Origin of the sequence: Methanocaldococcus bathoardescens (assembly GCF_000739065.1) — an archaeon.
In the GTDB taxonomy this organism is placed as follows: Archaea; AGJL01; Methanococci; order Methanococcales; family Methanocaldococcaceae; genus Methanocaldococcus; species Methanocaldococcus bathoardescens.
In genome coordinates this window covers 1,573,846-1,592,874 of record NZ_CP009149.1, presented here as the reverse complement: position 1 = coordinate 1,592,874, position 19,029 = coordinate 1,573,846, and the positions used below count along the sequence as shown (strand labels likewise).

Here is a 19,029-nt window from a genome sequence, read left to right as displayed (position 1 = left end):
AAAAAGAATATTGAAACATTATTAGGACTTTCGCAGGAATAAATGTTTTATTGAATATTGATGCCTTTGGCATCTAAATACCTTTGAAATATATAAAGTGCGAAAGTCCTAATATTAAACTCTTTCCCATTCAATTCCTTCCTTTTCAAAAAATTCAATATACTTCCTTCTATCCTCTCCTCTACACCCTTTCCAATCAATAAGAGCTTTATCTACTTCCATCTTATTGATAAGTTGATTTAAAACTTCCTCAGAAACTGAAGCATATTTTGGAACTAAGTAGCCAAAATAATATTTATCCTCTAAAGCAAGTTTTGTAAATTTTGGAGCATAATGCCCTCCACCAAAGCCAATGGCTCTTATTTTCTTTTCATAATTTTTGGTTTTTATTGCATCTATTGTCTCTAAAACTGATTTAGCAATTATTTCTCCAGCCTCTTTTAAAACCCATTCTTTCTCACTACTTCCAATTTCAACAAATACCGTTGGAGCTTTTAAATCAGTTGGTGAGTGATGAACCACTTCAAAAGAGACATCAAATTCTTTAATTTTACTATTTCCATAATAGCTTTTGTAATTTTTGTAAATGTTTTTTAACAAAAGAGTGTTTAAAACAGCATCACATGGGCAGATTTCCTTAGGATTTCCTCCAAAATCATTATTTTCAGTTAAGTTTCCAGGTGTATGAACGGTTAGGGATGGTTTATTAGCCATACTTCTATGCTTTGATAAAAATATATAGTAATCTGCCTTCTTTAAATCAGCATCTGTTAATGCCAAAAGCTCCTTATCTGTCTCAAAAACATCAAAATACTCTTTTATATGATTAGCTATGTTTTTACTTGCTAAATCTTTATTTGAAGAAATTAATAAAAACTTCATCTTACCCCTCTCTTAAATGCCCTAATATATGTCCTGTTTCTTCTTTAATTATTTTTAATGCTGTTTTACATGCATTTACTGAACCAGGAAGTGCATATATAATTTTTCCTTTATAGATTCCAGCCATAGCTCTTGATAGCATAACTGAAAATCCAACTTCCTCATAACTCAACTTTTGAAATATAATTTTAAACCCATCCAACTCTTTTTCAATAATTTCCTTTAAAGCTTCAACAGTAACATCTCTCTCAGCTATTCCTGTGCCTCCTGTAAAAACAATACAATCTACATCAAAAGATTCAACTATATGCTCAACTATTCCTTTAATCATATTTTTGTTGTCAGGGATTATTGTATATATTTCAGCATTTAATTCCTCTTTTAATAGATTTCCAGATTTATCATCCACTTCTTTTCCTTTAATTAAATCATTATATCTACTATCACTTACAGTAACTACTGCATATTTTACATCTTTAATCCTTTTATGCATGCTTCCACCATTTAAATAAGTAAATATGCAAGTAGATAAATATAAATTAAAATAATAGAAAAATCAGCCAAATGATAAAATAAAAAATTAAAAGTAAAAATTGAGGATTTATTTCTTTAAAGCTAATTTTATGTCTTCAACTTTTACTGTTTTTCTCTTTGCGTGCTTAGCTAACTCAACTGCTTCTTTTGCAATTTCTAATGCGATTTCTTCAACTGCTTCTGCTAAGTATTCTGCAGCTGCTCTGCTAACTCTCTCTGCTCCAGCTTTTTTCAAGATTCTTTCAAATGGTGCAACTGGAAGCTCAGCCATAATACCACCTCATAATGGATTTTCAATAGATATTGTTATAAAACCCTTTATTTAAACTTTTCGGTTATTTTCATTTTTTGTGAAGGTCTTCGAAAAATTTTCGTATATATAGAGGATGAACATTAAGAAGTAGAACACTAAATTATAAAAAACACTACTTATAATGAATATTACAAAATTTAAAATTTATTTTATAAGTGTTGCTAAACAGTGAAAATTATAGTTTTTTACAAAACTTATTAAAATTCATAAGGAAGATTTGAACGCCTTCCTAAAGGAAGGCGTTCATTATGTGCCTTATCCATTTCAAGACATTTTGTAAAAAACTATAACAGGAATCAAATGTGATATCTATGATTATTACCATAGCTTCTGGTAAAGGAGGTGTTGGAAAAACCACAACCTCTGCATCTTTGGCAGTAGCTCTCTCTAAATTAGGAAAAAAAGTTTTAGCTGTTGATGGAGACATATCAATGGCTAATTTGGGAATTCTATTTAATATGGAAAAGAAAAAACCATCTTTACATGAAGTTTTAAGTGGAGAAGCTGATGTTAGGGATACAATTTACAAACATAAAACTGGTGTATATGTATTACCAACAAGCCTATCTTTAGAAGGTTATAAGAAATCAGATATTGATTTGCTTCCAGATGTTATTAATGAGGTAGCTGACGATTTTGATTATGTAATTATAGATGCTCCGGCTGGGTTAAATAGGGAGATGGCTACACATCTTGCTGTTGCTGATAAGCTTTTACTTGTTGTTACCCCAGAGATGTTCTCAATTATTGACGCTGTTAGATTAAAAGAAAGTGCTGAAATGGCTGGAACACCATTAATGGGAATTGTGTTAAATAGAGTTGGTAGGGACTTTGGAGAAATGGGAAAGGATGAGATAGAGATGTTAATAAAAGGTAAAGTTTTAGTAGAAGTTCCAGAAGATGAAAGTGTTAGAGCAGGAGCATTAAAAAAGATGAGTGTTATTGAATACAGACCAAACTCTCCAGCTTCTCATGCCTATATGAAATTAGCTTCAATAATAGCAGGAGTTCCTATTTATGTTGAAGAAGAAATTAAAACAATAAGGAAAGAAAGCTTTATAGATAAAATTAAGAGATTATTTAGGATGCATTGATATTTTATAATTAAAAAATTTAATTATCATCTTTCTCCAAATAAACCGTATAAGTTGGGAACGCCATTTCTATTCCTTCCTTCTCAAATTCTTCTTTTATTTTTAAGTTTATATCATCAACAGCATTTAAAAAGTAATCAAAACCCATATTTCTAACAAAATATTCAACTCTCAAATTTAGAGACCAATCTCCATATTCCTTAAAATGAACTCTATAAGGGGGAAGAGTAGCTGGATGATTCTCAACAATTTCTTTTATTATCTCCTTGGCTTTTTTAATTTTCTCTACTGGTGTATCATAAGTTAATCCAATAGTCATTAAAACTCTTCTCCTATCTCTAACTGTTAAATTCTCAATAGCTGAATCTAACAGTTCTGAATTTGGAATTGTTATTAATGTATAATCAAAGGTTCTAATTCTTGTACTTCTAATACCAATTTCTTCAACAATTCCCTCAACATTTCCAACCTTAACCCAGTGTCCTAAGCTAAATGGCTTATCAATCAATATTAAAATCCCAGCAATGAAGTTTTTTATAGTATCTTGCATGGCTAATGCTACAGCTAAACCCCCAACCCCCAAACCAGCCAACAATGCAGTGATATCATAACCAACAGAACTTAGGGCGGTTAATACCCCAAGAATTATAGTTAGTATTTTTACAACCTTTTTTAATGGCTTTACTATATGCTCATCAAGCTCTGTTTCTGTTTTTTCAGTTAATGGGATTAAGTAGTGTTCAAATATTCCATCTATAAACTTAACTGCAAAGTAAGTGGCTGAGAGAACAACAACAACTTTTACTGCCTCATCTATTAGATTAGATATATAATCTGGTAGGATTAAAAACTTCAACCCAAAATAGAAGAACATTGTCACTACTAACACAATAATTGGCAAATCTATGGCATCTAATATTATATCATCAAGTTTTGTTTTTGTTTTGTTTATAATTTTTTTAAGATAATTTTTAACTATCCTATCTACAATTCTTCCAATAAAAACACCCAACAAAGTTATAGCAATAAAAATAATTATATTATATATATTATTTCCAAAAATCTCCATTTTTGCATCACCTCAATTCAAATTAACCAAACATAAAATAAGTATTAAAATCAAACTTTTGATTTAAAAATAAATATTACGTGCAATTGAGATTATTTCCTCCCCCTTTGGATTTCATATATTCTTTCAACATCTTCTATAGTGTTTATATCATCTTTTCCTTTATCAAATCTAAACCTCACAACTCTTGGGAATCTCAAAGCATAGCCACAAGGATATTTATCAGATTTTTGAATCTCTTCATAAGCAACTTCAATAACTATTTTTGGCTCTACTTCAACCTCTTCACCTAAATCTCTAATAATTATTTTATCAATCTCCTCCTTCAACATTTCCAAATCACTTTCAGTTAATCCAGTTCCTACATGCCCAACAGGGTATAGATTGCCCTCATCATCTCTAACACATATTTCAAATGAACCATACCAATCCTTTCTCTTCCCCATTCCTCTTTTTGCTTTTGTAATCACCACATCTAAACTTTCTAAGGTTGGTTTAAATTTATACATAGTCCTAACTCTACTTCCTGGGGTGTAAGGGGCTTTTAAGTTTTTAATCATAACTCCTTCATGCCCAATAGATAAACTCCAATTGTAAAACTCTCTCGCTTCTTCTGTATTGTTTGTAACCAATTTATAAGATATATCAATTATTTTATCTGACTTAAGCTCTTCCTCTATCCTTTCTCTTTCAGTTCTCCAATCATTCTCATAACCAACAATATCTTCTAAAACTTTCCTCCTCTTTTCAAACTCTTCATCTATAAATGATACCCCATCTTTATAAAGAATATCAAATAAATAAACCCTCAAATTTATTTCTTTCATCATCTTTCCAATATCATACTTCCTCCTAAACCTTCTAAGTATATCTTGGAATGGTCTTGGTTTTCCTGTCTCTTTATCAATAGCTACACACTCCCCTTCAACAATTAACTTATCTACATCAATTTTTTTAACTGCCTCAACAATCTCTGGAAGGGCATTTGTAACATCCTCTAATCTCCTGCTATAAATCTTAACCTTATCCCCATCTTTGTGTATCTGCACTCTTGCTCCATCATATTTTGTTTCAAATTGAGCTTTACCCATCTCTAACAACGCCTCTTCAATTGAAGGAGTCAGCTGAGCCAACATTGGCTTTATTGGTCTAAATAATTTTAATTTTAACTCATCATTTTCCAAATCTCCCATTAGTAATTTCTCAGATAGAAGCCCAATATCATTGGTTATAGCATATATCTTCTCCAATTTTTCTTTTGGGACATTAAAATAAACTGATAGTGAATCCAATATTGTTGGGACGTTCATCCCTATTCTCATATCTTCCAAAATTAACCTTGCCAAATATCTACACTCTATTGGTGAAGCTCTAAGAAATAAACTACTTATTAATCTCAACTTTTTCTTTTGAGAACCCTCTCCTTCTATCTCTCCAACCCTCTTTAAAGTTTCATAAACCTCATCAACAGTCAATGGCTGAAATAATAGAGATGCCTGTTTAATTTTTGATTTTAATTGCTCTATAGCTAACCCTATATCCCCTGTTTCTTTAATTTTTTCTAATAGCTCATCTTTGTTAATACCTATGGAAGTAACCGCATTTATTAAAAGTTTTTCTCCAATTCCTAATTCTCTCTCATCATATTCTGGATAAACTCTTCCTATAGCCATATAACAAATCTTTTTTAAATCCTCTGGCTTACCTTTCTCTTTAACCATGTCAATTAATTTTATAAAGTAATCCCTCTTTTCTAATCTTTTTGTAGTTTTTTCAATTTTATTAAATATCTCACAAACATCTTTCCAAAGCATTGTTTCACCACAGATTAATAAATCAATTATATCAATAAAAATTATTATTTGTGTTTTTAGATTAAAACCATTTCATTCTACAAAAACTTAACTGGGTGGGTTGTTATGGACATAATATCAAACAACCACATAATAGCGTTAATAATAATTATCTCTTCAGTTGTTATTTCAGCGTTAGTAAAGAAGATAATAGATATTATAATTTCTAATGAGAATGATAAACTTAAAACTGTAAAAAACTATCTATATGTTCTAAAAATGCCAATCTCTGTTGGTATTGTTCTTCTTGGTATGTATTTAGCTTTTAAAGTATTACCTCTTCCAGAAAAGATATATGTTATATTAGATGAAGGGTTTATGGTTGTATCTATTTTCTTTATCACCTATTTAATAAATAGGTTAATCAATACTTTTATTGAGAAATATTTAATATCAATGGTTAATAGATTTGGTTCAAATGTAGCAAGTAGTATTATAAAACCGCTACAGCAGATAACAACAATAATCATTTTCTCTTTTGCTATAATATTCACTCTTGGAAATTTAGGATATGATATCACATCATTAATTGCTGGTCTGGGGATTGGTGGTTTAGCATTAGCAATGGCATCAAAAGAGACAATTGAAAATTTAATTGCTGGGATTATATTGGCATTTGATAGACCATTTAAAATAGGGGATGAAATAAAAATTAAAGGGGATGATATTTGGGGGATAGTTGAAGAAATAGGAATTAGAAGCACAAAAATAAGGACATTTGATGATACTTTAGTTGTAGCCCCAAATAGAGATTTATTGTCTCAAAAAATAGAAAACTTATCAAAAAGAAAAAAGAGAAGGGTTTTAATGACTATTGGTTTAACCTATGACACCCCTCCAGAAAAATTAATTAAAGCAAGGGATATTTTATTAGATATAATTAAGTCTCATCCTTCAACAGTAGAACCTATAAGGGTGCATTTTACTGAATATGGGGATTGGTCTTTAAACTTTAGAGTTGAATATTTTATTAAAAATGAAGGATTTGACCACTTTTTAAATGTCTTAAATGATATAAATTTAAAGATAAAACAGGAATTTTATAAAGAAGGGATTGATTTTGCATTTCCAACTTATACAATTTATATTACCCAGAATGATTTCCAAAAACCTGAATTTTACCATTAATCGTAAAATCCTTCTTTACCAATTAAAGGAACAAATGCTACTGCCCCACAATCCTTTATTATTACTTCATCTCCTCTCTTTTCAGCTAAAACCAATTTTTGTAAGTATCTACCAACAGGCATTAGCAATTTTCCTCCATCTTTCAACTGCTTTATTAATGGCTCTGGAATTTTTGGACCTGCTGCAGTGGTATATATTCTATCATAAGGGGCTAATGGTTCATAACCTAAACTTCCATCCCCCACTATTACAATAACATTATCATAACCCAATTTCCTTAAAGTTTTCTCTGCTTTTTCAGCCAATTCTGGAATTCTTTCAATACTAACAACTAAACCATCCTCCCCCACGATTTCAGCAGTTACTGCTGCGTGATATCCACATCCAGTTCCAATCTCTAAGACCTTCATTCCTGGCTTTAAATCCAAAAGCTCACTCATCATTCCAACCATGTGGATTGCAGAAATAGTTTGTCCATAACCAATATCTAATGGTGAATCAACATAAGCATATTTCTTCAAATGTTCAGGAACAAATTCTTCCCTTGGAACTTTTAATAGAGCATCAATAACCCTTTTACTTTTTATATACCCCTCCCTAATTAATTTTTCAATCACTGCTTTCTTTTGTTCTTCTAAATCCATGATTTCACCAATTGTAATTTATATCAAGGAATGTTATATAAAGTTAATTATAGAAAATTACATAGAAATTAAACAGGTGTGTGGTGTTGAATATGGTTGAGGACTCATTCTTAACAGATACCCAAATTAAGGTTCTAAAATTGAGGAAGAAAGGTTTAACTCAAGAAGAAATAGCAAAGATGTTTGGGACGAGTAGAGCAAACATAAGTATGATTGAAAAGAGGGCAAGAGAGAATATAAAAAAGGCATATAATACAATAAAAATCTATAACAGGATAATGGCCCCTCTATCTATTGAAATTGAAGAAGGAACTGATGTTTTAGATATTCCAGATATCGTATTTAAAAAAGCTGATGAAGAAGATATAAAAGTAAAATACAATACTTTAGAACTCATTGAACTTATAAAAGAAAATGCTTCAGAATTTATAGAAAAAAGAACAGTTAAAAAGAAATTTAAAATATACATCCTTGAAAATGGGGACTTAGATGTTGGAGGGAGCTAAATGAAGGTTATAGAAGAAATTCCATCAACAACCTTTTAGTAAAACCTTGACCAAAACGGATGCATCACCTCGCTTCGCTCGGTAATGCCTCTTAGAAACGGAGGGATAATCAATGAAAATTATTGAAGAAATTCCGCAAAAACAAATTATTAAGCTTATGCCTGAAAATTTAGATGATTTGTGGGTTTTATATAACATTATTGAAGAAGGTAATAAGGTATTTGCAGTTACTGAGAGAAGAGTGCAAGATAAAGGAGATGTCATTAGGGCAGATAGGGGAGCTAAGAGAAAGATGTTCTTAGGGATTGAAGTAAAAAACGTAGAATTTGATGAAAACACAAAAAGAGTTAGAATTTTAGGGACTATAATTCACGGTCCGGATGATGTTCCTCTCGGAAGCCATCATACAATTGAAATTAAACCATTTGACGAGCTTTCAATTGAAAAAAATTGGAAAAAATGGCAATTAGAGAGAATAAAGGAAGCTATTGAATCATCTAAAAGACCGAAGGTTTTAGTTGTTGTTATGGATGACGAAGAAGCAGATATCTTTGAAGTTAGAGACTACAGCATAAAAGAAATTTGCTCAATAAAATCTCACACTTCAAAAAAATTAGATTACAAGATTAATGAAGAGCTCAAAAAAGAGTATTATCATGAGATAGCGAAGGTTTTGTCAGAGTATAATGTTGATAATATTTTGGTTGCAGGCCCTGGATTTGCAAAAAACAGCTTCTATAACTTCATCTCTTCCCAATATCCTGAGCTTAAAAATAAGATTGTAGTTGAGAGCATATCAACAACATCAAGAGCCGGATTAAATGAAGTTATCAAAAGAGGTATTATTAATAGAATATATGCCGAGTCAAGAGTTGCAAAAGAAACACAGCTAATTGAAAAACTTTTAGAAGAGATAGCTAAAAAAGGATTAGCAGTTTATGGTATTGACGAGGTAAAAAAAGCTTTAGAATACTCAGCTATAGACACATTATTAGTTTCAGATAGTTTAGTAAGAAATCATGAAATAGAAAAAATAATAGATACTACTGAAGAGATGGGTGGAAATGTGGTTATCGTTTCCTCTGAACATGATGCTGGAAAGCAATTAAAAGCATTGGGAGGGATAGCAGGGTTGTTAAGATTCCCTATTGAATAGCTACTCCTGAACTCTTTTTAAATGTTCTCTAAGCTTAAGATTTTCAATAAATGTCACAATGTCTCCATGAGTTTTTTCTAAGATTCCCCTACTAATGTCCTGCTTCCTTCTCAAATTATCCACAACATGATAATAATCAAAGTTCATCAAGAATTCATATATACCTTCCATAAATTTGAAATATCTTTCAACCTCTGCTAAATTATCATTTTTCATTGCCTCTAATACCTCTCTCCTCAACTCTCCAATAACATCAGCCAAACCCAAAATATAGTTCTCTTCTTTAATAAAATCAAGCTCTTTGAAACTTGGAATCTTATTATCAAACTTTATCATGTATAAAGATAATGCCTCAACAAATTCCTGTTGAGGGGTTGCTAAATACCCAACAAACTCTGGAAATGTTGCTAAGCTATTTAACCTTTTAATTTTTTCTGATATTTCATTTAATTTATCTTTAAATTCATCTTTATCGTCTGATTTATGAATTTTTCTAATTAACATTGCACAATCTCTTGTTATTTCCCTTGACAGCTTTAAAATTTCTTCTCTAACACTATCTTTATTTGCAAGGTAGTTTATTAAATAATTTAGCTCGTCCATAATATCACCAAAAATTTTATATACCCATTTGTTAGTATTTGTTTATACACTCCTTTTCTTTTATTACACTAATCCGTTATTAATTTATACCTCAATGTGTAGGACTTTCGCAGGAAGAAATCTGTTATTAAATAATGATGCCTTTGGCATCTAAGTTCCAAATTTAATATATAAACTGCGAAAGTCCTACAATGCAAACCTGAAAAGCCCGGGTAGGGCAATGACAGGTTTGCAAAATAAAAAGCTATTTAGATATTAATCAAACAAAACACTCAATAAAAAATTTTAAAGATATCAATAAATGTGCTGGAGGTTAGATTATGGGGTTAAATATTAACAGACCAAGAAGAGGTTCATTGGCATTCAGTCCAAGAAAAAGAGCAAAAAGACCAGTTCCAAGAATTAGAAGCTGGCCAGAAGAAGAGACAGTAAGATTACAAGCATTCCCTGTATATAAAGCAGGAATGAGCCATGCATTTATTAAGGAAGATAACCCAAAAAGTCCAAATGCTGGACAAGAGATATTTACACCAATCACAATATTAGAAGCTCCACCAATTAATGTATGTGCTATAAGAGTTTATGGAAGAAATGAGAGAAACTACTTAACAACATTAACAGAAGTTTGGGCAGACAACTTAGACAAAGAATTAGAAAGAAAAATCAAATTACCAAAGAAAGAAGATAGAAAGACAGTTGAAGATTTAGAAGCGTTAAAAGACAAAATTGAAGAAGTTAGAGTTTTAGTCCACACAAATCCAAAATTAACATGCCTTCCAAAGAAAAAACCAGAAATCTTAGAAATTAGAATTGGAGGAAAAGATATTGAAGAAAGATTAAACTACGCTAAAGAGATTTTAGGTAAGCAGTTAAACATTACAGATGTCTTCCAAGAAGGAGAGTTAGTTGACACAATTGGAGTAACAAAAGGTAAAGGATTCCAAGGGCAAGTTAAAAGATGGGGAGTTAAGATACAATTTGGTAAGCACGCAAGAAAAGGGGTTGGAAGACACGTTGGTTCTATTGGGCCATGGCAACCAAAGATGGTTATGTGGAGTGTTCCAATGCCTGGACAAATGGGATACCACCAAAGAACAGAATACAACAAGAGAATATTAAAGATTGGAAACAATGGAGATGAAATAACTCCAAAAGGAGGATTCTTACACTATGGAGTTATAAGAAACAACTACGTTATATTGAAAGGTTCAGTTCAAGGACCTGCAAAAAGATTGATAGTATTGAGAAGAGCTATAAGACCATACGAGCCATTAATCAAAGTGCCTGAAATAACATACATAAGTACAACATCAAAGCAAGGGAAATAAACACAAAAACACTTTAAAATAATTGAGAGAGAAGGTGGATAATAATGAAGGCAGTTGTTTACAATTTAAATGGAGAGGCAGTTAAAGAAATTGACTTACCAGCAGTATTTGAAGAAGAATACAGACCAGATTTAATTAAAAGAGCATTCTTATCTGCATTTACAGCAAGGTTGCAGCCAAAAGGTTCAGACCCAATGGCAGGGAAGAGAACTTCTGCAAAATGTATTGGTAAAGGGCATGGTAGAGCAAGAGTTATAAGAACACCACAAGGATGGGCAGCCTTTGTCCCTCAAGCAGTTGGTGGAAGAAGAGCACACCCACCAAAAGTTGAGAAAATATTATGGGAAAGAGTAAATAAAAAAGAAAGAATAAAGGCAATAAAAAGTGCTATTGCTGCTACAGCAAACCCTGAATTAGTTAAAGAGAGAGGACATATCTTCGAGAACGAAAACTTACCAATAGTTGTTGAAAGCTCATTTGAAGAGTTGCAAAAAACAAAAGATGTATTTGCAGTATTTGAAAAATTAGGAATCAGTAGTGATGTTATAAGAGCTAAGAATGGAATTAAGATTAGAGCTGGAAAAGGTAAGATGAGAGGAAGAAGATACAAAAAACCAAAAAGTGTCTTAGTTGTTGTTGGAGATAAATGCAACGCTATATTAGCTTCAAGAAACTTACCAGGAGTTGATGTTATAACTGCTAAAGATTTAGGAATTATACACTTAGCTCCTGGGGGAGTTGCTGGAAGATTAACTGTATGGACTGAAAGTGCATTAGAGAAATTAAAAGAGAGATTTGAATAAATAAAAAGGTAGAAACAAGGGGATAAAAATGGATGCCTTTGATGTAATAAAAATGCCAGTTGTTACAGAAAAAACTGTTAGAATGATTGAAGAAGAAAACAAATTAGTATTTTATGTTGATAGAAGAGCTACAAAAGAAGATATAAAGAGAGCTATGAAAGAGTTGTTTGATGTTGAAGTTGAGAAAGTAAATACATTAATAACACCAAAAGGGGAAAAGAAAGCTTACGTTAAGTTGAAAAAAGGATATGATGCAAGTAAAATAGCTGCAAGTTTAGGAATCTACTAATAAATAAATTTTTAAATAATTGAAACACTATATATAAAAATCTATCATACGTGGTGGTGAAGATGGGAAAAAGATTAATCTCTCAAAGAAGAGGTAGGGGAACACCAACCTACACTTGCCCTTCACACAAAAGAAGGGGAGAGGCAAAATACAGAAGATTTGACGAATTAGAGAAGAAAGGAAAAGTTTTAGGTAAAATTGTCGATATATTACACGACCCAGGAAGAAGTGCTCCAGTTGCAAAAGTTGAATACGAAACAGGAGAAGAAGGATTGTTAGTTGTTCCAGAAGGTGTAAAAGTTGGAGATATTATAGAGTGTGGTGTTGCTGCTGAAATAAAACCAGGAAACATCTTGCCATTAGGAGCTATTCCTGAAGGGATTCCTGTCTTCAACATAGAAACAATCCCAGGAGATGGAGGAAAATTAGTTAGAGCAGGAGGTTGCTACGCTCACATATTAACACACGATGGAGACAGAACTTATGTCAAATTACCATCTGGACACATTAAAGCTTTACACTCAATGTGTAGAGCTACAATTGGGGTTGTTGCTGGTGGAGGTAGAAAAGAAAAACCATTCGTTAAGGCAGGTAAGAAGTATCATGCTATGAAAGCTAAAGCTATTAAGTGGCCAAGAGTTAGAGGAGTTGCAATGAACGCTGTTGACCACCCATTCGGTGGAGGTAGACACCAGCACACCGGAAAACCAACAACTGTTTCAAGAAGAATGCCACCAGGAAGAAAGGTTGGACATATTGCTGCAAGAAGAACTGGAGTCAGGAAATAATCTTTTATCTATTAAATTTTTATATTTTTAGTTAAACAAAACACAAATAACTTAAGGTGACTAAATATGGCATCTGCAAGGAGAAGAAGAATTAAAAAGAAAAAACAAGTAATTTCAAAAAAGATAGAGTTTAGATACAGAGGATATACATTAGAAGAGCTTCAACAAATGCCTTTAAGAGAGTTTGCAAAGTTGTTGCCTGCAAGACAGAGAAGAACATTATTGAGAGGTTTAACCCCACAACAGAAAAAATTAGCTATGAAAATTAAAAAAGCAAGAAGATTATTAAATAAAGGTAAAGAACCAAGAATTATAAGAACACACTGTAGAGATTTCGTTATCACACCAGATATGGTTGGATTAACCTTTGGTGTCTACAACGGAAAAGAGTTCGTTGAAGTTAAAGTAACTCCAGAAATGATTGGGCATTACTTAGGAGAGTTCTCATTAACAAGAAAACCAGTTCAGCACGGAGCTCCTGGTATGGGAGCTACAAGAAGCTCAATGTTCGTTCCAATCAAGTAAATTCTTTACCTTTCTTTTTTTATTGATAAAGAATATTTATATATTTAGATAAAAGATTTTATAAGTAGGTTTCTACCATTTTAAAGAGGTTTGTAAATGGATAATCATTTTTGTAATCATTTTCTATTAAATCTTTGTAGTAGTTTTTAATGTATTCCCAAAAATCTACTGTGATTCCTGCTTTTGCAAATCTTTTAACAAAATTGGCATTATTTTCATCAATATCATCATCCCCTACACATGATAAAAAGACAGAAATAATTTTTACAATTTTATTAAACTCTTCTTTGTTATTGGAATTATTCATATTTTGTAGAACTTTCATTATATCTTCAAATATAATAACATACTCTATAAACTGAGTCTCAACCATAATATTTTTTATATTTGGATTTTGAAGTTCACTAAAAAGAATATTATACATAAATTCAGATTGTTTGTGTATTATATTATTTTCAGCATAACTAACTCTTAAATTTTTGACTCTATATTTATACCGCTTAACTTCCAAATATTTTTCAGGATAAATTTCATAAAGGATTATAAAATACAAAACAAAGACTGTATCAAATAAATATCCTTTTCTTTCTCCATTTTCAATTCTTATTATTTCTGGAATTAAGTTATTTTTGTCCAATCCCAAATTTTTAATTCTTGTAAGAAGTTCATATTTATTTAAAACCTTTTTTAAATGCCTTGGATTTGTGAAATTAATGGCTTTAAAGAATTTTTCAAGCTTTTCAGCAATTTCATCGTCATTAAAGAAGTCATATTGCTTAACAAACTCCTTTAATTCAAAATATTTTGGCATGCTAAATGAAATATTAAAAATCTTTTCTAAATACTCTTCTGCTTTTATGACATCTCCATATTTTGTTTTAATTGCTTTAGAAACTGCTTCTTTATCAACAGCTACAAAATAAATAATATTCTCACCATAAGCAAAAAATAGCTTAATTGATGCTAACAAATCTAAAATATGTTCTGGCTCACATCTATCAAGTTCATCAATAAATACAACAAGCGTTTTATCCTCAAGCATCTTTGAGATTTTCTTAAATCCATCTATAAGTTCATTAATTTCTTTATAATGAGATTTTATTTCGTTCATTTTTTCAAAGTGTTCTATCACATCTTTTGGATTATATTGTAATCCAAGTAATGGGAAACTTGCAGAAAATCCTTTTAAAACTCCAGCAAAAACATCAAAACCTATTTTTAAAAGTTCATCTTTCATTGTTATCAATTTAATTTTATGCTTAAACTTATCACTATTTTTTAACTCATCTAAAATAAACTCCAACAACGAATAAGGCAAATTATTATCTTTCTCATAAAGCCATGCATCAAAAATTATGCTGATAAAATTTTTCTCTTTATTTAACTCATTGTGAATATATCTAATAACACTACTCTTTCCACTTCCCCAATTGCCATAAAGAACTATCATATTATTCTCTCTCAAATATTTCCTATTATCTGGATGTTTAATAAAGTCCTTTATAATCTCTGCCTTTTCTTTAGTTCCTAAATAATCATTTTCTGATAAATCTATTGGCTTATCAGCTAATGGCATAAAAATCCCCTAAAAAAAATAAAAAAATAATTTAAGTAGTATATTCAGCGTTTATTCTAACATACTCATAGCTCAAATCACATCCATAACAAACGTTTTCAAACTCTCCCATTTTTAAATCAACAACTATCTTTATTTCATCACTTTTCATAATCTCTTCTGCTTTTTTTAACTCTTCAGTTCCTTCATCAGCTAATGGAATTCCATCTTTAACCAAATAAACCTCATCTTCATAATTACTCAATATAACATCAACAATATCTGGATTGAAATCAGCTCCACTGTATCCAACTGCCGCAACAATCCTCCCCCAATTTGGGTCTCCTCCAAACACAGCAGTTTTAACTAATAAAGAATTAACAATTGCTTTTGATGCTTTAACTGCATCCTCCTCAGTTTTAGCTCCTTTAACAACAACCTCCATAAACTTTGTTGCTCCTTCCCCATCCTTAACAATCATCTTAGCAAGTTCTCTGCAAACATATAATAAAGCATTTTCAAACTCTTCCCTACATTCCTCATACTTAACTCCACTTAATCCATTAGCTAAAATAAAGACAGTATCATTTGTTGAAGTGTCTCCATCAACGGATATGTTGTTGAATGTTTTATCTACAACTTTTTGCAAGATATTTGTTAAGCTCTTTTTATCAATCTCAATATCTGTTGTTATGAAACAAAGCATAGTGGCATGTAACATATTTGGGGCTATCATCCCTGCCCCTTTTGCTATCCCTCCAACTCTAACTGTCTTTCCATTAACCTCAAACTCCACAGCTATTTCTTTTGGTTTTGTATCAGTTGTCATTATTGCCTTAGCGGCATTTATTGAGCTGTTTCCTTCTTTTATTAAATTATAAACCTTATTTATTCTATCTTTTATAATGTTCATATCCATTTTTCTTCCAATAACTCCAGTTGAAGCTACTAAAACCTCATTTTCATTGATATTAAAAAGCTCTGCCACTAATTTTTGCATCTCTTTAGCATCTTCCATACCATTTTTTGTAAAACAGTTAGCGTTTCCACTATTTGCAACTATTGCTCTAAATTTATCTTTATTTTTTATTAATTCTCTTGATAAAATTACTGGATGAGCTACAACTTTGTTTGTTGTGAATGTTCCAGCTCCAACTGCCTCTTTTTCAGAGATAATTATTGCCACTCCATATTTGCCCTCTTTATACCCATTAGCTTTAAAACCCTTTGGAGCTACAACTCCACCATCAATAACCCTCATATTTCCACCTTTACTCTTTCTTTAACTCAATCAAAGCTATCTTTTCTAAAACTCTTTCAACAACATTTCCAAAACCTTTGATATCAAAAACTTCTCTAATCAATTTTTCTTTTTCTTCATTAATTTCTAAGACAGAATCATCTATTTCTCCACCAATTAACTCATGAACCTTTCTAAATGTCTCTTCATCTTCGCAAATTAAACAAACATTTCCATCCTTTGCTCCAATAATCTTTATTGCCTCATGTATCTGCCTCTGTCCAGAAGCTCTAACCAAAATTTCCATCCAAAAATTCCTTGCTATTGGTTTTTTTGTTTTTGCCTGATTTATAGCATGTAAAACATGTTTCTTTGTAGCTATTAAATTAGCATTTAAAATTTGAAACTTTAAACCTAAATTAAAAATATCATTATTTATCTTTGCCCCTTTTATTCCCCTAATTATCATAATTATCCCAACACACCATTTTTGTTGTATTTTATTACCTTAACACTATTCTCATCATCACTATCAACAATCTTAACATCTTCCAATGATTTTAAATTCATAACCTCAGCTGTCTTTTCTATACCAAGCTTTTTATCAGTATCTAAGTAGATAACATAGGCATCTAACTTTGGCACTCCCATCTTATATGCAGCAACCGCCCTATGATGCCCATCTACCAATATATAATAATCTCCTCTTTTTGTTTTTATTGCAATTATTGGCTCTGCCAAACCCTTTTTTAGCTCATACATTCTACCTACTAACTCATCAGCGTGGATTTTGTTCTGTGTTGGTTTTAATTTATTAACATCAACTTCTTCCTTCTCAACTTTCAAATTGTATCCCAAGTTTTTATAAGTTTTAATTATATTTTCTAATTTTTTAGGTGTAGTTTTCTCTATCTGAGACCTAATAACGTCCATATTTGATATAATTCCAATCAAATTATTTTCCTCATCAACCACTGGCAGTTTTGAAAAACCAGTTCTAAACATAATCCTTCCAACATCCATTATATTAGCATCAGGGGTTGTAACAACCATATCCTCTCTTTTAGTCATTACATTTTCCACCTTCTCATTATCATCCTTACCAACAATATCATGAACCGAGACAATTCCAATCAATTTTCCATTCTCTACAACTGGAAATGAATTATGCCCTGTTTCTTTCAACAATTTAATAACATCTTTAACCGTATTATCCTTTGAAACAGTAACAACCTTTTTTGTCATGTATTCAGAAACTTTTACTGACATAATGACACCATCCTCATAAATTTTTAAATCTTCCATTGTAAATTATTTGTAGGGATTAGATATAAATACCTCAATATCAAATTAATAACTAAATCATCCAAACCCACTAAAACCGAAAATAATATATAACTATACTTACCATTAATCATAACGTTGAGTATAATAAAAATATATGAAAAGATGAAACACGTTTTAGAGCGGAGGTAGCCTAGCCCGGCCAAGGCGTGGGACTGGAGATCCCATGGGGCTTTGCCCCGCGGGGGTTCAAATCCCCCCCTCCGCGCCACTTATTTTTTATTTTTTAATTTTATTTATTATAAAACACGAATTATGGAGGTGCAACCTTGACCGAGAATATGCAAAATTCTGAATTTAAGTATTTAATTAGAGTTTCAAGGACAGATTTAGATGGGAACAAGAAGTTAATAATGGCTCTCCAAGACATCTACGGTGTTGGAGAGGCAATGGCAAGGGCTGTTATAAGAGTAGCCAAATTAGACCCTAACAAATTAGCCGGTTACTTAACAGATGAAGAAGTTAAGAAAATTGAAGAAATATTAGCAGACCCTGCTAAATTTGGAATCCCATCATGGATGTTTAACAGAAGAAAAGATTACGTTACTGGAGAAGATAAACACGTTATTGAAAGTGACTTAATGATTATAAAACAAGAAGATATAAACAGATTGAAGAGAATCAGATGTTATAGAGGAATTAGACACGAACTTGGATTGCCATGTAGAGGACAGAGAACAAAGAGTACATTCAGAAGAGGACAAACAGTTGGAGTTTCAAGAAGAAAGAAATAAATTAATAACTAAAACACTTAGCATAACATTTAAAAAATTATTAAAGGTGATTATATGGGAGATCCAAGGAGAAGATTTAAAAAGACATACGAAACACCAAACCATCCATGGATTAAAGAGAGAATTGAAAGAGAAAAAGAATTATGTAGAAAGTATGGTTTAAGAAGAAAAAGAGAAGTTTGGAAAGCAGAGACAATTTTAAGAAAATACAGAAGACAGGCAAGAAGATTAATTAGTGACAGAACAGAGCAGGGGGCTAAAGAGGCTGTTCAGTTATTTAACGTATTGAAAAAATATGGTATTTTAAAAGTTGAAAACCCAACACTTGATGATGTCTTATCATTAACAGTTGAAGATATCTTAGAAAGAAGATTACAAACACTTGTATTTAGAAAAGGATTAGCAAGAACTCCAAGGCAAGCAAGACAATTAATTGTTCATGGACATATAGCAGTAAATGGTAGAGTAGTAACTGCTCCAAGCTACATGGTAACAGTCGAAGAAGAAGATAAAATCAGCTATGCTAAAAACTCCCCATTCAATGATGAAAACCACCCAGAAAGAGCTAAAATTGTTGGATTAGTAGCAGAAGAAACACAGACACAAGAGACAGAATAAAACAGAAATAAATGAAGGTGAAA

The 19,029-nt window shown here is 31.4% G+C and carries 22 protein-coding genes and 1 tRNA gene; 12 read left to right on the top strand and 11 right to left on the bottom strand.

Features of this window, described 5'->3' with window-relative positions:
• Nucleotides 1-114 precede the first annotated feature (114 nt).
• The 3 genes from JH146_RS08410 to JH146_RS08400 form a co-directional block, all read right to left on the bottom strand.
• Nucleotides 115-882 (bottom strand): D-aminoacyl-tRNA deacylase, encoded by a 768-nt coding sequence (locus tag JH146_RS08410; RefSeq protein WP_048202543.1) that lies wholly within the window; start codon nt 880-882, stop codon nt 115-117.
• Between the two features lies 1 nt (nt 883).
• Entirely contained in the window at nt 884-1,375 is a 492-nt protein-coding gene (locus tag JH146_RS08405; RefSeq protein WP_048202542.1) for a MogA/MoaB family molybdenum cofactor biosynthesis protein, read from the bottom strand.
• 108 nt (nt 1,376-1,483) lie between these two features.
• A complete protein-coding gene (locus tag JH146_RS08400) occupies nt 1,484-1,687 on the bottom strand; it encodes a histone family protein (RefSeq protein WP_010869663.1) in 204 nt (67 codons plus the stop codon).
• 353 nt (nt 1,688-2,040) lie between these two features.
• Between JH146_RS08400 and minD the strand changes: the two genes are divergently transcribed.
• Complete coding sequence (minD, locus tag JH146_RS08395; RefSeq protein ID WP_048202541.1) at nt 2,041-2,823, top strand: septum site-determining protein MinD; 783 nt, start codon at nt 2,041-2,043, stop codon at nt 2,821-2,823.
• Nucleotides 2,824-2,842: 19 nt separating this feature from the next.
• On the opposite strand, the gene JH146_RS08390 is transcribed toward minD, so the two are convergent.
• The gene (locus tag JH146_RS08390; RefSeq protein WP_048202540.1) at nt 2,843-3,892 is read right to left on the bottom strand and encodes a mechanosensitive ion channel family protein; all 1,050 of its coding nucleotides are present in this window, start codon (nt 3,890-3,892) and stop codon (nt 2,843-2,845) included.
• 92 nt (nt 3,893-3,984) lie between these two features.
• On the bottom strand, nt 3,985-5,706 hold the full coding sequence (locus JH146_RS08385; RefSeq protein ID WP_048202539.1) for an ATP-dependent DNA ligase: 1,722 nt from the start codon (nt 5,704-5,706) through the stop codon (nt 3,985-3,987).
• A 105-nt stretch (nt 5,707-5,811) separates the two neighbouring features.
• Here JH146_RS08385 and JH146_RS08380 point away from each other — a divergent pair, with 105 nt between their 5' ends.
• Nucleotides 5,812-6,873, top strand: a complete 1,062-nt coding sequence (locus JH146_RS08380; RefSeq protein ID WP_048202538.1) for a mechanosensitive ion channel family protein — start codon at nt 5,812-5,814, stop codon at nt 6,871-6,873.
• Here JH146_RS08380 and JH146_RS08375 read toward each other — a convergent pair.
• Nucleotides 6,870-7,517, bottom strand: coding sequence for a protein-L-isoaspartate O-methyltransferase (locus JH146_RS08375; RefSeq protein WP_048202537.1), 648 nt, complete (start codon nt 7,515-7,517; stop codon nt 6,870-6,872). The genes JH146_RS08380 and JH146_RS08375 overlap by 4 nt on opposite strands.
• A 92-nt stretch (nt 7,518-7,609) precedes the next feature.
• On the opposite strand from JH146_RS08375, the gene JH146_RS08370 reads away from it, so the two are divergent.
• Together JH146_RS08370 and JH146_RS08365 are read left to right on the top strand one after the other, a co-directional pair.
• Nucleotides 7,610-8,023 carry a Tfx family DNA-binding protein gene (locus tag JH146_RS08370; RefSeq protein WP_048202536.1) on the top strand — a complete coding sequence of 138 codons (414 nt, stop codon included), beginning with the start codon at nt 7,610-7,612 and terminating at the stop codon, nt 8,021-8,023.
• 112 nt (nt 8,024-8,135) lie between these two features.
• Nucleotides 8,136-9,179: an mRNA surveillance protein pelota gene (locus JH146_RS08365; protein WP_048202535.1), complete on the top strand. Its 1,044-nt coding sequence runs from the start codon at nt 8,136-8,138 to the stop codon at nt 9,177-9,179.
• On the opposite strand, the gene JH146_RS08360 is transcribed toward JH146_RS08365, so the two are convergent.
• Complete coding sequence (locus JH146_RS08360; protein ID WP_048202534.1) at nt 9,180-9,782, bottom strand: translin family protein; 603 nt, start codon at nt 9,780-9,782, stop codon at nt 9,180-9,182.
• A gap of 320 nt (nt 9,783-10,102) precedes the next feature.
• On the opposite strand from JH146_RS08360, the gene JH146_RS08355 reads away from it, so the two are divergent.
• From JH146_RS08355 to rpsS, 5 genes are all read left to right on the top strand, one after another.
• Nucleotides 10,103-11,110: a 50S ribosomal protein L3 gene (locus JH146_RS08355; protein ID WP_048202533.1), complete on the top strand. Its 1,008-nt coding sequence runs from the start codon at nt 10,103-10,105 to the stop codon at nt 11,108-11,110.
• Between the two features lie 44 nt (nt 11,111-11,154).
• The gene (gene rpl4p / locus JH146_RS08350) at nt 11,155-11,913 is read left to right on the top strand and encodes a 50S ribosomal protein L4 (RefSeq protein ID WP_048202532.1); all 759 of its coding nucleotides are present in this window, start codon (nt 11,155-11,157) and stop codon (nt 11,911-11,913) included.
• Between the two features lie 28 nt (nt 11,914-11,941).
• Entirely contained in the window at nt 11,942-12,202 is a 261-nt protein-coding gene (locus JH146_RS08345; RefSeq protein WP_048202531.1) for a 50S ribosomal protein L23, read from the top strand.
• Nucleotides 12,203-12,264: 62 nt separating this feature from the next.
• Entirely contained in the window at nt 12,265-12,990 is a 726-nt protein-coding gene (locus tag JH146_RS08340; protein WP_048202530.1) for a 50S ribosomal protein L2, read from the top strand.
• Between the two features lie 66 nt (nt 12,991-13,056).
• Nucleotides 13,057-13,515 (top strand): 30S ribosomal protein S19, encoded by a 459-nt coding sequence (gene rpsS / locus JH146_RS08335; RefSeq protein WP_010869675.1) that lies wholly within the window; start codon nt 13,057-13,059, stop codon nt 13,513-13,515.
• 58 nt (nt 13,516-13,573) lie between these two features.
• Here the strand turns inward: rpsS and JH146_RS08330 are convergent, their stop codons facing one another.
• The 4 genes from JH146_RS08330 to JH146_RS08315 are packed head-to-tail and all read right to left on the bottom strand — an operon-like array spanning nt 13,574 to nt 17,579.
• Nucleotides 13,574-15,091 (bottom strand): KAP family P-loop NTPase fold protein, encoded by a 1,518-nt coding sequence (locus JH146_RS08330; RefSeq protein WP_048202529.1) that lies wholly within the window; start codon nt 15,089-15,091, stop codon nt 13,574-13,576.
• 31 nt (nt 15,092-15,122) lie between these two features.
• Nucleotides 15,123-16,331, bottom strand: a complete 1,209-nt coding sequence (gene argJ, locus JH146_RS08325; protein ID WP_048202528.1) for a bifunctional ornithine acetyltransferase/N-acetylglutamate synthase — start codon at nt 16,329-16,331, stop codon at nt 15,123-15,125.
• 10 nt (nt 16,332-16,341) lie between these two features.
• Complete coding sequence (gene cgi121 / locus JH146_RS08320) at nt 16,342-16,779, bottom strand: KEOPS complex subunit Cgi121 (protein WP_048202527.1); 438 nt, start codon at nt 16,777-16,779, stop codon at nt 16,342-16,344.
• 2 nt (nt 16,780-16,781) lie between these two features.
• Nucleotides 16,782-17,579 (bottom strand): CBS domain-containing ParB/RepB/Spo0J family partition protein, encoded by a 798-nt coding sequence (locus JH146_RS08315; protein WP_048202686.1) that lies wholly within the window; start codon nt 17,577-17,579, stop codon nt 16,782-16,784.
• Nucleotides 17,580-17,776: 197 nt separating this feature from the next.
• Between JH146_RS08315 and JH146_RS08310 the strand changes: the two genes are divergently transcribed.
• From JH146_RS08310 to JH146_RS08300, 3 genes are all read left to right on the top strand, one after another.
• Nucleotides 17,777-17,865 (top strand) — tRNA-Ser (locus tag JH146_RS08310).
• A 70-nt stretch (nt 17,866-17,935) separates the two neighbouring features.
• Nucleotides 17,936-18,388, top strand: coding sequence for a 30S ribosomal protein S13 (locus JH146_RS08305; protein WP_048202685.1), 453 nt, complete (start codon nt 17,936-17,938; stop codon nt 18,386-18,388).
• Nucleotides 18,389-18,442: 54 nt separating this feature from the next.
• A complete protein-coding gene (locus tag JH146_RS08300) occupies nt 18,443-19,006 on the top strand; it encodes a 30S ribosomal protein S4 (protein WP_048202526.1) in 564 nt (187 codons plus the stop codon).
• Nucleotides 19,007-19,029 lie beyond the last annotated feature (23 nt).

Bases quoted from the DNA above. Each gene is read 5' to 3' on its own strand.
- JH146_RS08410 (WP_048202543.1), bottom strand. From the start codon at position 882: ATGAAGTTTTTATTAATTTCTTCAAATAAAGATTTAGCAAGTAAAAAC.
- JH146_RS08405 (WP_048202542.1), bottom strand. From the start codon at position 1,375: ATGCATAAAAGGATTAAAGATGTAAAATATGCAGTAGTTACTGTAAGT.
- JH146_RS08400 (WP_010869663.1), bottom strand. From the start codon at position 1,687: ATGGCTGAGCTTCCAGTTGCACCATTTGAAAGAATCTTGAAAAAAGCT.
- minD (WP_048202541.1), top strand. From the start codon at position 2,041: ATGATTATTACCATAGCTTCTGGTAAAGGAGGTGTTGGAAAAACCACA.
- JH146_RS08390 (WP_048202540.1), bottom strand. From the start codon at position 3,892: ATGGAGATTTTTGGAAATAATATATATAATATAATTATTTTTATTGCT.
- JH146_RS08385 (WP_048202539.1), bottom strand. From the start codon at position 5,706: ATGCTTTGGAAAGATGTTTGTGAGATATTTAATAAAATTGAAAAAACT.
- JH146_RS08380 (WP_048202538.1), top strand. From the start codon at position 5,812: ATGGACATAATATCAAACAACCACATAATAGCGTTAATAATAATTATC.
- JH146_RS08375 (WP_048202537.1), bottom strand. From the start codon at position 7,517: ATGGATTTAGAAGAACAAAAGAAAGCAGTGATTGAAAAATTAATTAGG.
- JH146_RS08370 (WP_048202536.1), top strand. From the start codon at position 7,610: ATGGTTGAGGACTCATTCTTAACAGATACCCAAATTAAGGTTCTAAAA.
- JH146_RS08365 (WP_048202535.1), top strand. From the start codon at position 8,136: ATGAAAATTATTGAAGAAATTCCGCAAAAACAAATTATTAAGCTTATG.
- JH146_RS08360 (WP_048202534.1), bottom strand. From the start codon at position 9,782: ATGGACGAGCTAAATTATTTAATAAACTACCTTGCAAATAAAGATAGT.
- JH146_RS08355 (WP_048202533.1), top strand. From the start codon at position 10,103: ATGGGGTTAAATATTAACAGACCAAGAAGAGGTTCATTGGCATTCAGT.
- rpl4p (WP_048202532.1), top strand. From the start codon at position 11,155: ATGAAGGCAGTTGTTTACAATTTAAATGGAGAGGCAGTTAAAGAAATT.
- JH146_RS08345 (WP_048202531.1), top strand. From the start codon at position 11,942: ATGGATGCCTTTGATGTAATAAAAATGCCAGTTGTTACAGAAAAAACT.
- JH146_RS08340 (WP_048202530.1), top strand. From the start codon at position 12,265: ATGGGAAAAAGATTAATCTCTCAAAGAAGAGGTAGGGGAACACCAACC.
- rpsS (WP_010869675.1), top strand. From the start codon at position 13,057: ATGGCATCTGCAAGGAGAAGAAGAATTAAAAAGAAAAAACAAGTAATT.
- JH146_RS08330 (WP_048202529.1), bottom strand. From the start codon at position 15,091: ATGCCATTAGCTGATAAGCCAATAGATTTATCAGAAAATGATTATTTA.
- argJ (WP_048202528.1), bottom strand. From the start codon at position 16,331: ATGAGGGTTATTGATGGTGGAGTTGTAGCTCCAAAGGGTTTTAAAGCT.
- cgi121 (WP_048202527.1), bottom strand. From the start codon at position 16,779: ATGATAATTAGGGGAATAAAAGGGGCAAAGATAAATAATGATATTTTT.
- JH146_RS08315 (WP_048202686.1), bottom strand. From the start codon at position 17,579: ATGTCAGTAAAAGTTTCTGAATACATGACAAAAAAGGTTGTTACTGTT.
- JH146_RS08305 (WP_048202685.1), top strand. From the start codon at position 17,936: ATGCAAAATTCTGAATTTAAGTATTTAATTAGAGTTTCAAGGACAGAT.
- JH146_RS08300 (WP_048202526.1), top strand. From the start codon at position 18,443: ATGGGAGATCCAAGGAGAAGATTTAAAAAGACATACGAAACACCAAAC.